This window comes from Rhodococcus sp. 4CII, assembly GCF_014256275.1.
GTDB lineage: Bacteria > Actinomycetota > Actinomycetes > Mycobacteriales > Mycobacteriaceae > Rhodococcus_F > Rhodococcus_F wratislaviensis_A.
The window spans coordinates 41169-53820 of sequence record NZ_JACCFE010000003.1; the positions used below are offsets into that span (position 1 = coordinate 41169).

The 12652-nt window shown below is 66.9% G+C and carries 15 protein-coding genes and 1 pseudogene; 12 read left to right on the forward strand and 4 right to left on the reverse strand.

Annotated elements, in window-relative coordinates; all coding sequences use genetic code 11:
• The first annotated feature begins 437 nt into the window (after positions 1-437).
• From H0B43_RS36825 to H0B43_RS36875, 11 genes are all read left to right on the forward strand, one after another.
• Positions 438-857, forward strand: coding sequence for a pyridoxamine 5'-phosphate oxidase family protein (locus tag H0B43_RS36825; RefSeq protein WP_185730381.1), 420 nt, complete (start codon positions 438-440; stop codon positions 855-857).
• A gap of 368 nt (positions 858-1225) precedes the next feature.
• Positions 1226-2188, forward strand: a complete 963-nt coding sequence (locus H0B43_RS36830) for a ferritin-like domain-containing protein (RefSeq protein WP_185730380.1) — start codon at positions 1226-1228, stop codon at positions 2186-2188.
• Between the two features lie 352 nt (positions 2189-2540).
• Positions 2541-3089 (forward strand): DUF3887 domain-containing protein, encoded by a 549-nt coding sequence (locus H0B43_RS36835; protein WP_185730379.1) that lies wholly within the window; start codon positions 2541-2543, stop codon positions 3087-3089.
• A 370-nt stretch (positions 3090-3459) separates the two neighbouring features.
• Positions 3460-3702 (forward strand): hypothetical protein, encoded by a 243-nt coding sequence (locus tag H0B43_RS36840; protein ID WP_185730378.1) that lies wholly within the window; start codon positions 3460-3462, stop codon positions 3700-3702.
• A gap of 91 nt (positions 3703-3793) precedes the next feature.
• Positions 3794-3943, forward strand: a complete 150-nt coding sequence (locus H0B43_RS36845) for a hypothetical protein (RefSeq protein ID WP_185730377.1) — start codon at positions 3794-3796, stop codon at positions 3941-3943.
• Positions 3940-4563 (forward strand): hypothetical protein, encoded by a 624-nt coding sequence (locus tag H0B43_RS36850; RefSeq protein WP_185730376.1) that lies wholly within the window; start codon positions 3940-3942, stop codon positions 4561-4563. Before H0B43_RS36845 ends, H0B43_RS36850 begins: the two co-directional genes overlap by 4 nt.
• A gap of 1771 nt (positions 4564-6334) precedes the next feature.
• The gene (locus tag H0B43_RS36855) at positions 6335-7027 is read left to right on the forward strand and encodes a ScbR family autoregulator-binding transcription factor (protein ID WP_185730375.1); all 693 of its coding nucleotides are present in this window, start codon (positions 6335-6337) and stop codon (positions 7025-7027) included.
• A gap of 100 nt (positions 7028-7127) precedes the next feature.
• Positions 7128-7799 carry a TetR/AcrR family transcriptional regulator gene (locus tag H0B43_RS36860; RefSeq protein ID WP_185730374.1) on the forward strand — a complete coding sequence of 224 codons (672 nt, stop codon included), beginning with the start codon at positions 7128-7130 and terminating at the stop codon, positions 7797-7799.
• 156 nt (positions 7800-7955) lie between these two features.
• Complete coding sequence (locus H0B43_RS36865; protein ID WP_185730373.1) at positions 7956-8168, forward strand: hypothetical protein; 213 nt, start codon at positions 7956-7958, stop codon at positions 8166-8168.
• Between the two features lie 126 nt (positions 8169-8294).
• Positions 8295-8651 carry a hypothetical protein gene (locus H0B43_RS36870; protein WP_185730372.1) on the forward strand — a complete coding sequence of 119 codons (357 nt, stop codon included), beginning with the start codon at positions 8295-8297 and terminating at the stop codon, positions 8649-8651.
• Positions 8652-8949: 298 nt separating this feature from the next.
• Positions 8950-9240, forward strand: a complete 291-nt coding sequence (locus H0B43_RS36875; protein WP_185730371.1) for a hypothetical protein — start codon at positions 8950-8952, stop codon at positions 9238-9240.
• Positions 9241-9781: 541 nt separating this feature from the next.
• On the opposite strand, the pseudogene H0B43_RS43365 reads toward H0B43_RS36875, so the two are convergent.
• Positions 9782-10030 (reverse strand): annotated as a pseudogene (locus H0B43_RS43365) (polysaccharide deacetylase family protein); the annotation flags it as partial.
• 633 nt (positions 10031-10663) lie between these two features.
• On the opposite strand from H0B43_RS43365, the gene H0B43_RS36885 reads away from it, so the two are divergent.
• Entirely contained in the window at positions 10664-10966 is a 303-nt protein-coding gene (locus H0B43_RS36885) for a hypothetical protein (protein ID WP_185730370.1), read from the forward strand.
• 84 nt (positions 10967-11050) lie between these two features.
• Here the strand turns inward: H0B43_RS36885 and H0B43_RS36890 are convergent, their stop codons facing one another.
• From H0B43_RS36890 to H0B43_RS36900, 3 genes are all read right to left on the reverse strand, one after another.
• Positions 11051-11506 (reverse strand): N-formylglutamate amidohydrolase, encoded by a 456-nt coding sequence (locus H0B43_RS36890; RefSeq protein ID WP_312034126.1) that lies wholly within the window; start codon positions 11504-11506, stop codon positions 11051-11053.
• 115 nt (positions 11507-11621) lie between these two features.
• Positions 11622-12269 (reverse strand): phosphate signaling complex protein PhoU, encoded by a 648-nt coding sequence (phoU, locus tag H0B43_RS36895; protein ID WP_185730368.1) that lies wholly within the window; start codon positions 12267-12269, stop codon positions 11622-11624.
• A 68-nt stretch (positions 12270-12337) separates the two neighbouring features.
• On the reverse strand, positions 12338-12532 hold the full coding sequence (locus tag H0B43_RS36900; RefSeq protein ID WP_185730367.1) for a hypothetical protein: 195 nt from the start codon (positions 12530-12532) through the stop codon (positions 12338-12340).
• Positions 12533-12652: the final 120 nt, after the last annotated feature.

Sequence of the window (12652 nt, forward strand, 5' to 3'; positions counted from 1 at the left end):
CGCTGAAGCTCAACACCGACACGGGCCACGTCGCCGTCAGGGGCAAGCATGTGCAGGCCCTCTTCCCACTGCGCGCCAGTCCGCTGTCCGGTCGAAGAATCCCCAGGAGGTCAACGACTTCAGCCACCCACAGTTTTCGCGCCGCTCGTCCTTGCCCGGCGTTGGAGCGTGGGACAGTATGCCGAGTTCATATATCGCGGGATGGCCGCACAGTTGCTGCAGTCGTCCGAGTGATGGACGCCCCTTCCCACCACGAACAAACGGGCTCCACACCTGCCTCAATGGGATCGGGCACCGCACGAGGGTCATCGACCGATCACCGATCCGCCACCGGTCGTCAGCCTCTACCTGCGGAAGTGACATAGTTCTCTGTTTCTAGAGCGGTAGCGAGGTGATCGTTGTGCTGGTAGAGCAACACCGTGCCCCGAGGAGACCTCATGACCACATCCCGGGATGCCCGGCTTCCGCTGGTCCAGTGCGCTCGCTTGCTCCGGTCCGTATCGGTGGGGCGGATCGTGTTCACCGAGAACGCGCTACCGGCGGTGCGCCCGGTGACGTTCGCTGCCCTCGCGGGTGAAGTCGTTATCCCCGTCGACGATGTGTGGTTCGAACGCTTCGACAGTGAGTTTCTTGCATTCCAAGCCGACAGCATCGATCCGTGGACTCGAATGGGATGGAGCGTCTTTGCCATGGGCAGAGCCACATATCTTTCCAATTCGGACAGCGTCGCTCGAGTTCTCACACAGCAGACGGTCCCCTGGTCCGTCTCTCCGAGCACCTGCCACCTGGTCATCGACATGGAACAGGTGACCGGACGCCGGATCGCACTGACCGCCGTGACTGCGACGACCAACTGAGAATCCATACGGACCCGCGGTCGGGACGAGCGCCTGGCCCGCTGCCGGATCTACGGGACGCCGATCATCCCGATGCGGTTCCTCCCGCAAATGCGTTTGCCGTGACCACACGTCGAATCACAGGTAGGCGCACTGATCGTCCGACGGTGTTCACGATTGCGGCCTGCAGTGGCGTGCCGATGCGCCGATGAGGAGACGGGCGTGTTCACGGGTGGTGATGCGGGGGTGCGGGGTTCGAGGGTCGGTTGCGGGCCGAGCTCGAGCGGAACGCGACACTTCGATGGTTACCGGCTGGTAGTGCGGGGTAGTCGCGGTAACGGTGCGCCGTGCACGAACCCAATACCGCCAACGCCGAAGGGCGAGAATTCATGAGCACACTCGACACCACCACCTTGTTGACCCAGTTACGTACCGTCCTCGACCTGACCAACACCGAAATCCAGGTCGCCGACACCCGGATCGGGCAGGCCCGCACCGAGGCGGTGCGCCGGGAGTTGTCCGAGAACGCCGACAACGCCCGGGCCCGGGCGGAGGCCGTCGACGCCGCGATCCGCGAACTCGGCGGCGTCCCCGAGCTGATCGGCCCCTTCCTCGGCCGGGCCGCCGCCGCGGTCAAGACCATGGTCGAGCAGGCCCAACCGTTCGACGAAGCCCTGCTCGGTGACCTGAGCCTCGAGCATCAACTGCTCGACCGCGCCCGCTATCTCAAAGCCCTCGCGATCACCGCCCAGCAGCCCGACGTGGTGGCCTTGGCGGAGCGGCTGATCACCGCGCACTCGGCGACGGTGGACTGGCTGAGCACCGTCCTGGCCGAGGACGCCCTCGGTGGCCCGGCGGCGCTGCGCCGCACCCCGCTGCAGGCCGCCACCGGGACCGCGGTGAAGTTGGTCAACCTTCCGGTGTCCTGGTCGACCCGCGGCCTGGACCGGGCCCTGGACACCGTCCGCACCACCCCACCGGCGCTGAGCGAGCTGCTCGCCCGCGGCGCGCACGCCGGCGATGTCGCCGTCAAAACCCTCACCGCCTCCCGCGATGCCGCCCTGGAAACCGCCGAGCAGGTCACCCGCCGCGAAGGAGCGGACACCGCCGCCGACGCCTTGCACTCGGTCCGCACCGCCACCGGCGTCCTCGCACCGGAGGAGTTGCCGATCGACGACTACGACGACCTCAACGTCACTCAGGCCGTGGCCGCGGTCAAGGAACTCACCGAGCCTGCGGACGTGCGGGCGATCGTGGCGTACGAGGAGGCCAACAAGAACCGGCAGGGGGTGGTCTCCGCCGCCCAGACCCGCCTGGCCGCGATCGCCCAGGAAGTCACCGGCCTCCGCTGACCGCCCACGGGACCGTCGGTCAGTACCTCGCGGCTCGAGGGGGCTGCGGGGTACTCACCGGTGCACCCCCCGGGTGGCCGATCACTCTCAGCCTGGCCCGACCGCGTCTGTGCGCCGGTCGGCCCGCACCTCGTCTCACCCCCCCGGCCGGCGCCGGCGCCGGCGCCCGCCGGGGCGAGAAATCAGGCCGTAATCGTCACTGGCACAGGCATGCGCGTACCGTCACCCCTCATCGCCGCGCACGTCCTCTCGCCGACAGCCCGCGCCGGCTCGTCGGTGTATAACGACTCGTCCCGGGTATTCCTGCCTCGACATCCGCTCCGCGTGGAGGCAGAACCAATAGGGAGAATTCGTGGACACCATCGCCGGCAGCGGCGCCCGGCGCCGATCACCGGTCATCATCGCCCTGGTGATCCTCGGGATTGTCGGAGCGCTGATGCTGGCGGGCGCCTGCGGAACGAACACCCATACTCCGGAGGAGATGAGCGCACCCCTTGCCACCGAACCGGCAACAGCGACCGCGGACGCGGAGGAAACAACCGCACCCGCGGTGACCGAGTCGACCACCGCCACCGTAGTGAGCGACGACGACCAACTCGCGCTGGAGACCCTCGATGCCATCGTGCAAGGCGACTTCGAGTCTGCCACCGCGCGTTTCGATGATGTCCTGCACCAGAATCTGCCCGCCGACATGCTCGAATCGAGCTGGTCCACCTATCAGGAGCAGTTCGGCAGCTACCAGTCACACGCAGACCCGCAGGACACCGCCCGGGGGCAGATCACCGTGGTCAGCGTGCCCCTGCAGATGGAATACGCGCCAGGCGAGTTCCGTGTGAGCTTCGATCAGGACCAGAAAATCGCGGGGCTGTACTTCCTCGAGGCGGGTGTTCCGATTCCGTGAGCCTCGTTCCACCGTGTATCCGCACACTCACCGCTGACCGACATCGGCGCACGGCCGTCACTCTGGGTGCCGTTTCCGCAGTGCGTCGACCTGACAGAATCCCGTCCTGCAGTGGACCTGGGCCGGCAGCGTCAGGTATGCGATCCGGATCGGCGGCGCCGTGTCGGAGCGGATCCTGGCGGCCTTCCCTGAACTGCAGGCCGGCGATCAGACCACCGGCGAGACCACCCTGTACGGGCGGATCGAGGACCCCACCGCCATGCGCGTTCGGCCTACATGCGGAGGACGGCGGCGTGTATGCGATCCAGGTGAGGGCATTTTACCCGCAACCCGAAGTGACAACCACTTCTGCTGTTGCTTCACTATGTGCATGTCCGACACAGCGAGCCCGGTCGCAGATTCCGGCAGCGAGATCGTTCCCGGTGTTCGAGTCCGGGTCCGGGAGGGCGATCGATCCTCGGCGCCGGGAACGGTGGTCGAGGACTTCGCCGAAGAGGCCGCAATGACGCTTACGCGCGAGTGGGCACCGGTACGCCGATGGGCGGTCGCGCTCGACGACGGCCGCCTGGTCTTCGCCGACGACGTCGAATCTGAGCCCGCACATCGCCAGTAAGGACCTCGGCCGCACCCGCCGGGCCCGGCACCACACAAACAATACCGATTGGTTTGTTACGGTGTCGGGTGTTTTCAGGAAATCGACTGTCGTGCTGCCGGCAGGCTCGGCGGTGGCGGGCGTGGCGGTGCCGATGAGCGTGCTGGTCGGATACGCCTACGGCAGCCTGATGTGGGGGTGCGTCACCGGTGTCGGTCTGACGGCCGCGATCGTCGTGGCCGCGGCGGGGATCCGCTGGTGAGCCCCGACGCGGCCCACGGCGGAGACCGCCGGGACGCAGCCACGCGGCACCGGCCTCGGGAGTGCGCCGGCCCGGGCTGGGCGACGGTGCTCGAGGTGGAGCGGTGGTGGCGGGTCGGAGATCTGCTGGCCAACTGTGCCCTCACCGTGCTGCTCGAGCGGGCCGGTTTCCGGGGCGAGGACCTGGGCGGTATCGGTGGGCGGCGGAGGGTTCTGCGGGCCGCGGTGAACGACGGCGACGTTCGAGCCGAATTGGCCCAGTGGTGTGCCCTCGTATCCGAACGCCGAGGTGGCCGGGACGACCGGAATCCGCGGCTGTGGCTCCCCGAGGTCACCGCGCACCTCGACCGTCCCTTCGGGAGCGGCCCGGTTCCCGGGCATGTGCTCGAGCAGTTGCGCAGAGCGGTCACCGCGCCGATGCGGCACTGGCCTGGGCCCGGCCGCAGCCGGAGATGGTGCACCCCGACGCCGAACTCCTCGCCCTGCTCGACGAGTACGCCCGCGCCCTGGCGCGGGTGTTGCGGCACTGACGGTGATCGAAACGCCGTCCGCGCGCGGGGTCCGATTCATGCCCGGGCATCCGGGCGCGCGTACATTGGGATGTGCGGATCGAGCGAGTGATCGGTAACGATGACAGACTCGAGAAGCAGAGATCCGGCCGAGAATGTGAGGCATTCCCGGCCGAACCCCTGTCTGGGGCAGGTCTCGGGATCTCTTCACCGGCGAATCAGGGAACTCCCAAGCCTCGGCGTGGTCGAACCGAGCATCACACGGACCATCGGGCCGCGCCCCTCGGCGGTACTAGTCCTGCCAACCGGGCACGGCGGGGCAGCGAACTGGCGAAGGCTCTGGACGGTCATCGGATCGGTCGTGGGAGGACGGCTCATCGCGTCGGCGTACTTGCGGTGCACGTCCTCGGCACATGTCGCCACCAGCGACCGAAAAGCGTCGCATTTCACGTTCCGGCCCTCAGTCCCTTTTCCTTTGATCGCAATGACCACTTCGGCGATTCTGAACAAATGTCCACACGGGACGAATCAATGACCTGAAAAGACGAGTGCCAAGGTCGGCCGACCGGAAAGATTAATCGCCGGGTCACCCGCGACCCTGGCGAGAAGATTCGGCCACTTGGCCGGGCCGGGGAGGCGGGTGGCGAGCGGCTCTCGTGCCGGAAGGGGTGGCCGACCCGAGAGTCTGGCTGCCCGCGACGGCGTCATTTTCGCGTGCAGCGTTCATGTCGAATACCCCTCGTTCGGCAACTTCACTCCCCCTTCTTTCGGTGAATATTCAGAATTCGGAAAATTCGGTCGATTCCGGCGGGCCACGGATTGTGAATATCCGGATAGCGTCGTTACGGTTCATCCCCTATACAGGAACAGGGTGGCTGGTTTTTTTATCGGTAACCGGAAGTAACCGGTCCCGAGCCGCACCATGAGCATGCAGAGCAGTTCCCGGATGCGGCCGACGGCGCCGGTGTTCGGGAACGGGAGGAGCCGGGTTGTGGGGTCCAGCGGGGCCGATGCCCGACGGTAAGCACTCGCGGCCGCGGTTCGGATGCGGCATCCTCGGCCCGCCCGGGCAGCTGTCGGCGGGAGCGCCGGGACACCGCGTCGGCGGTGACCGCGGCGGCGGCAGAGGCCGCAATCACCGACAGCGCGGCAACCAGGGTCGCAATCATCCAGAACATGTTCATGCCGGGCACTCGAACTTCCTTGTTTTGGGGTGCCGGTCGCGGGCGACGCCGCGGGCAACCCCCACTCCGTTTTCCCGCCCCGGTCCTCCTATCGCCGCGAAAGCACATCGTGTTTCGCGGCCGGTGGCAAATTTTTTCAGCGGCCGCGTTACTGGACAAGGCGCGGAAGCGCTCCCCACTTCCGAAACCCCGCAAGACTCGCGAACCTGAGCAATTGTCCATTTCACTATTTTGAGCGGTCGTCCAATTCGATTCTGAGCGGTCGTCCAACTGAAATGGTGTTATTTCGGTTTCGAAAAAGAACCACCATTTTCAGATTTTGTGAAACACCGGAGGCGTCTTCGAGCGATAGGGGGAGTAAGCGGGAGCGACGATTCCGTGGAGGGAAGTCCAATCAGAGGAGTGAGGAGTTCATGGGTTCTGCAGGTGTTGATTTTTCCGTTGCGTTCGAGGCGTTCCTGAAGTGGCTGAGCGTCATGTTCGGCGGCGGTATCGGAATGAGCGGTTGATCGGCCGGAGACTGCCTCGTACGGCGGTGGCTCGGCTCACCAGGTGGGAGCCGAGCCACCGCCATGAGCGGGCGACCTCCCGCCCAGGACAGTCCACCCGTGGCCCCGCACATGTCGGGTGGTCCTGCCGGACGGACGCGATGACTCTGTGCGGTGGGGGACCCTGCCGGTGAGTGGGAAGGGGAAGGCCATGGTTATCCGAACCCAGAAGCGTGGACAACTCACCCGGACCGCGGTGGTGCACCGTGCGGCCGAAGAATTCGACCGTCACGGCTACATCCATGCGACATTGCAAGACATTGTCGATGCGGTGGGTGTCACCAAGGGCGGCCTCTACTTCCATTTCACCTCCAAGGAACACCTCGCGCGCGCCGTGATCGATGCGGGTTTCACCCGACTGGACCAGATCTTCGCCGAGCGGATGAACACCCAGACCAGTGCCGCCGAGGCACTGATCGAATTCACCTACGCCCTCGCCGCCGACCACCACAGCGACCCGACGATCGCGGCCGCGTTCCGGTTGGTCCTCGAGATCGGCGACTACCGCGGCACCGCACCGACCACCGTCTTCGACAGGTGGACGCAGACGTGTCGGGAGCTGGTGCGCCGAGCCGGCGCGGAGGGTGATTTCCGCGAGGACATCGACTCCGACGAGCTCGCCCGGTTCCTGGTCGAGGCGGCCTACAGTGTTCGCCTGCACGCAGGTTCCCCCGGGCCCGAGGCCAGCCCTGCACAGCAGATACCCGTGATGTGGCGGCTGCTGCTTCCGGGCCTGACCGATCCGGCGACCGGACAATACCTGTGCCAGTTCGCTGCCCGCCGCACCCGACCGACGGACACCGCCGCCGCAGTCCCTCACCGGAGGCGTCGCCTACCGGCCTGAATCATCTCTCGCGTACTGCCCTGAATCTTCTTTCGCGTCACGATGTCCGGTGCCGTTCGAATGCCGGATGCGCGGGAGAAGCAGACTCTACGATCAGCGAATGCCGAGACTTTCCGAGGACGTCCGCCGCGCTCAGCTCGTCGAATCGGCGTTGATCGTCGCCGAAACGGGCGGCCTGGACTCGGTCACCGCCCGCGCGGTCGCCCAGGAGGCCGGGGTTTCGCTCGGTCTGCTGCACTTTCGTTTCGAGAGCATGGACGAGCTCGTCACCGCCATGGGTGAAAGTCTGATTGTGCAGCTCAGCGAGTCGCTGCAGGCCGGGTTCGGTCACATCCGGGATGCGCAGGAACTCCGCGGACTGTCCGGGTTGCGGCAACTGCTGGCCGTCGGGATCGGCGGGATGTGGCCGATCATCGCGGCCACCCCGGGGCGTCAATTGCTGACCTACGAGATCACCGCCCATTCGTTGCGGCGCGCCGCGACCGAACGGACCCCCGCCGCTGCCGTCGCCGCCGGCCAATACCGGACGATGGACCACGAGGCCGCCGTGTTCCTCGACGCCTGCGCCGAGATCACCGGCGTGCGCTGGAGAACTCCCGCTGCCGACGTCGCCCGGTTCGCCCTGGCCGCACTGGACGGATTGGTGCTGCGCTGGCTCGTCGACCGCGACGACGACGCGATCACCGCCGCCCTCGACGATCTCGCGCGCATCATCACCGCCAAGGCCACCGAAATACCGGGCTCGGACACCCCCGGCCCGGTGCCCTCCTGATCGCCCCGGCCTCTGCCGTTCGCGAAAACACGGACAGGGAGGTACGTCCACAGCGGGACGCGATCCCGATACCCTCGCCCGGATGGAAGAGTCACCTCCGTGCTGCCGCGAAGATCGGCTGGAGAACTCCGCGGTCTCCGACGCCGTCGTGTCAGCGTGGGTGAGCAGGGAGACGAACTCCTCGCGCGAGCGGTGATCGATGCCCTCCTCGAGGGCATGTCCTGGGAGCGGATCGCCGCCCGGCTCGACGTACCCCGCCCGGCCCGCAACGCCACCATGACCGACCGGGACCGGCAGGACGCGATCGTCGACCGCGAGACGCCGAGCGCAGCGGGTACAGCCGGGACCACCGGAGGTGAGGGTGGCTGACGGCGCCCCGGCAACACCGCCCGGGGATGATGGCGATACTCGCGGAGGAATAGCCCGACGGACTGCCCTCAGGCGTCGTCGGTACCATCCGGTCCTGTAAGCCCGCCGGGTGACGGAAGGACCGAGATGATCGCCGAGGACTACATCGACGTGGTCGGAGCGCAGTCGGTGATCGAGGTGGCCGATGTGGTCGCCGGCGTGCTCGGCGCCCGGATGGAAATGGGCGGCGAGCCCGGCCGCATCGTCGTCACCGGGGCATCGGATTCCGGTCTTCGGATCGTCATCGGGTTGGCCGTCGACGACCGCTCGGCGTCCGGGACGTGGACACGTCGGATCGCGATCACACACCACAGCGACGACGAGCGGGCCCGGTGGGCACGCCAACTCCACCACGCCCTCACCGCACGCCGCGGCTGGGTGCTGACCCTGACCTGCGGCGACCGATCCGATCCTGCCGCCGCCGCGGACGACACCTCGGACTGACCGTCCTGGAGCCGGTGGGCCAAGCACCGGGTTGGCCGGCCGAACGGACGATGGCGTTGTTCATCGACAGACCCCATTACGCCGGACCTCGATAATTTCGGCAGGCGGCAGGCGGCAGGCGGCAGGGGTAGCAGCCTGTTGCACACCCTCACACCTGTGAGGAACGAAGACCTGACATCGGGCATCGGTTTGCCGCACAATGGCGACCGGAACATGCCAAAGGTTGTCGACGGCAGTGTGCGGCAACCACGTTGCCGTTTCCCCTCGTGGACACGTCCGAGCCGGAGGAGCTGATCAGATGCCCGTTCCACAGCACGCGCTGTTGCACACCGTGCAGGACCGGGTGCTCGACCTGCGCAGATGGTTGGACTACGACAACAACAGCGCGACCCTGACGGCGTACCTACGCGACGAACCGGTCGACCCTCGGTGGCTCGCCACGTATCAGCGCCTGCAGTCCGACCTTCTGCGGGCCGTCGGCCACGCCCACACGCCCGCGGCGGTGCACACTGCCGAACGCCGGCCCTTGACGTCGCCGCCGAGCTTGGTTCCACCTGCGCCGATTCCGATGCCCCGCGATCTGGGCTGATTGCTCGTGAGGCTGAGCCGCGCGGGCAACGGCCGGTGGGGCACCGCGCCGGCTCGGTGCCCGCGTCCACGGGTACATTGCCCGCCTCCACGGGGTGCCCCGCATCCGCACTGCCACTCGCCGGGTCCGGGCGGCGGCGGTGTCGGTGGTGGCCGCGGTCGCAGTGGTGTCCAGGTCAATCTGTTCTTCACCGCGTATCCCACGGTCGAGACCAATTGGAGTGCGGGGCGAATAACCGGGCCGATGCTGCGGGTGGAGGTGCAGGCGTACCTCGGTACCGCGATGCGCGCGAGTGTTTCGACGTGCGCGGGGTCAGGCCAGGCCGCCCGCGCCGCTGAGGGTGACGAATTCGATTCCGGTCGAACGTAGTTGGGACACCGCCGCGGTGAGGCCCTCCGCGGTGGCACCCGCCGGCCGGTTGACGTGCATGATCACGATGGACCCCGGTAGGGCGGAGGTGACGGCGGCCTGGACCTTGACGGCGGGCAGGGTGGCCCCCGCGTCGCCGTTGACGGTGAAACCCCCCCACCTGCTCGCCGAGATCGCGGACGATGGACGCTGCGACCTCGTCGCAGTGGGCTGTGCCGGGGCGGAACCAGCGCGGTGGGGTGCCGGTGATCGCGTGCAGGCGGTGGTGATTGACCCATACCTCGTCGATCACCTCGGCGGGCGAGGTGGTGCCGGCGATGCCGTACGCGGATTTCCCGGTCACCGACAGCGGCCGGTGCCGGGTGACGTGGTTCGCCAGTTCGAGGAGCGGGTTTGCGGCGAGCCGCCCGGTCAGCGCCTCGTTCGCATCGAGGCTTGTCCGGGCTACTCACATCCGAGCCACTCGCGAGTGCTGCGCTCGCACTGCGAACAGTGCTGTTAGCCAGATTGATCCGAATCTGCCGATGGCCTGTCAGTTCTGACACCAGGAATAGCAGTGGCATCGGCCGCCGCGTCTGCGTCGTGGAACTCGGTGAAAGTGACCTGGATCAGCCGCATACGCCCGATTGTGCCCGTGACCTGGGAGCTACGCAGGTAGAAGGCTCAGGGCAGCGCGTCGCCGCCGGCGGGCGATAGGTACTGGGTCAAGTGCCAGGAGTTCCACCAGAGAACTATGGGCACCAGCCAAGGTGTCCACACCATCCAGCTGTCACCCGACCCGTACGGGGGGATCGGAATCGCCGTCATCACCTCCGGAGTTAGGTGAATGGAAGCGACCCCCACCACGTGCCTATTGCTACCCACGCGTCGGCGAGCTGAGGGAAGGCATAGAAGAATCCCAGGTCTAACATGACGAACTCCTTGGTCGGAAACGGGCTCAGTTGAATGGAAGCGCACTCCTCCTACGCTGTGTATCGACCGCCGGAGGCGGATCGGTACAACTGCCCAGTAAGAGGACACCGGAAACTGCCAAGCCCGAACGCACAAGGGGAACTTGACCGAGTTCTACACCGCAACCGACCTCGAGCAGGCCGGATACGTCCCGTACCGGCTGGCGGAGCTGTTCGGGGAACCCGACATCACCACCAACGAGGACCGCTGGTCACGCGAGACCGTTGAAGCTGTTGAACACGAGGTCCTCGCCCCAGCTGCGCGGGTGGTCTTCGCCGCGTTCGAGCCGCAGCTCGACACCCGTGCAGGGATGATCGCCGCCGATCTGCGGGTGGGGAGGCCGCAGATGGAACAGATGCTCGCGCGCGTGACCGTGCGAGAGTCAGGCAATGGTCGGAATCCCTGACGACGCACCAGGAACTGCCCCGTCAAGAACATCCGTGAGGGCCTTCCGACGCTGTCCGGCTGGATGGACGGAACCTGTCGGTGGTCAGGCCGTGGTGACGATCCGAATCTCGGGATCGGTATCGGCTGCCCGCAGGTAGTGCGGACATCCAACGACTTGGCGGGGCGCCCGGATCGCCTGCCCGTCGGCGGCGAGGTAGAGCCGGTAGGCCAGCTGCCCGTCCCGGTGCTCACCGGTGTCCGGGTCGACGGCGCCGAGGAAATACCCCTGCGCCGCGTCGACATCGGCGAAGATCGCCCGCGCCCACTCGCCCGGCTCGGTGACCGGGAGATACCGCGGTAGGCCCGTTGCGGCGTCGACGATGTGCACGAGCACGGTGACCACGAACCCCGATGCCGCCGGCACCCACTCCCCGGCCGGAACATCGAACATCGTGAGCCACGTGTGGATCCGCAGCTCGATGTTCGTGCCGGTCCGGGCGGGCACGGTGATCACGTGTGGATCCGCCGACGGACCCAGTGCGGTCAATGACGGCAGCACCGGGGGACGCTCGGCGGAGAGGTCGTCGGAGGGAGCGGACACCAGGAAAGACTACGGGTCCACCTGCACAGATCGGCCTGAGCGAGGTGCGCCCCGGTCCTGTGACCGCGACGACCTACGGGGTCACCTGTTCCCCGGTGACGAGGAAGACCACCCGGCGCCCGACCACGACGGTGTGGTCACCGAAGCGTTCGTAGAAACGCCCCAACAAGGTGACATCGACCGCGGCCGGGATGGTGCCGGTCCAGGCCGGATCCTCGATCAGGGTGAGCAGCCGTCGGTGCAGGTCGTCGAGCTCGTCGTCGCGTCTGCCGATCTCGGCGGCCAGTTCCGGATCGTGCGTGCGCAGAACCCGTTCGGCGAGGCCGGCCAACTCGGCCGCCACCCGCCCCATCTGGGAGAGCAATTCCTCCGCCTCACCGGAGGCGACGTGCTCGGGATGGCGGCGGCGGACACTCTCGGCCACATGCTGCACCAGCCCGCCCATCCGGCTCAGATCCGTCACCAGGTGCACACCGGTGACAACCTGACGCAGATCCCGTGCCACCGGGCCCTGCAACGCCAGCAGTGCCATCGCCAGGTCCTCGCACGGACCGCGTAACTCCTCGATCTGTTCGTTGAGGTCGAACACCCGCTCGGCCAGGGGCAGGTCAGCCAGCACCAAGGCGTCGGTCGCCGCCCGGGCAGCATCCCCGGCCAGGTGGCACATCGACGCCAGACGGTCTGTCAGCTCGTCGAGCTGCTCGTGAAACTTCATCCGCATGCGCATCATCCTCCGGCACCCAGCTCACGGGCGTCGATGAGACGCAGCCGGGACGAGACCGCTGACTGCTAGGAATCGGCCGGGACGAGAAACTTCACCGCGACGCTGAAGGCGTATTTTCCTGGGCTGTCCAGTAGGGACTCGATGAGTGCATGGCCATCCTCATCGATACTGAGGATTTTGAACTTCGAGACCCCTTGCGGGTGGAGCATCACCGTGTCGCCAGTTGTCAAACCCGCGCGGGTTCCCGGAGTCTCGGTCATACGACATGCCTAACTCGTACGAATTCGGTGCGCAAGCCACCAAATATTGCTGGGTTCGATGCGGCTCCGACTGCCGCAACGGGCTGCGCCAGATCGCTTTGCCGATAGCGGATCGTCATC

What these genes read in the sequence shown, in the direction of transcription:
- H0B43_RS36900 (WP_185730367.1), bottom strand. Translation starts at nt 12,532, where the DNA reads ATGACCGAGACTCCGGGAACCCGCGCGGGTTTGACAACTGGCGACACG.
- H0B43_RS36855 (WP_185730375.1), top strand. Translation starts at nt 6,335, where the DNA reads ATGGTTATCCGAACCCAGAAGCGTGGACAACTCACCCGGACCGCGGTG.
- H0B43_RS36860 (WP_185730374.1), top strand. Translation starts at nt 7,128, where the DNA reads ATGCCGAGACTTTCCGAGGACGTCCGCCGCGCTCAGCTCGTCGAATCG.
- H0B43_RS36825 (WP_185730381.1), top strand. Translation starts at nt 438, where the DNA reads ATGACCACATCCCGGGATGCCCGGCTTCCGCTGGTCCAGTGCGCTCGC.
- H0B43_RS36830 (WP_185730380.1), top strand. Translation starts at nt 1,226, where the DNA reads ATGAGCACACTCGACACCACCACCTTGTTGACCCAGTTACGTACCGTC.
- phoU (WP_185730368.1), bottom strand. Translation starts at nt 12,269, where the DNA reads ATGCGGATGAAGTTTCACGAGCAGCTCGACGAGCTGACAGACCGTCTG.
- H0B43_RS36875 (WP_185730371.1), top strand. Translation starts at nt 8,950, where the DNA reads ATGCCCGTTCCACAGCACGCGCTGTTGCACACCGTGCAGGACCGGGTG.
- H0B43_RS36840 (WP_185730378.1), top strand. Translation starts at nt 3,460, where the DNA reads ATGTCCGACACAGCGAGCCCGGTCGCAGATTCCGGCAGCGAGATCGTT.
- H0B43_RS36870 (WP_185730372.1), top strand. Translation starts at nt 8,295, where the DNA reads ATGATCGCCGAGGACTACATCGACGTGGTCGGAGCGCAGTCGGTGATC.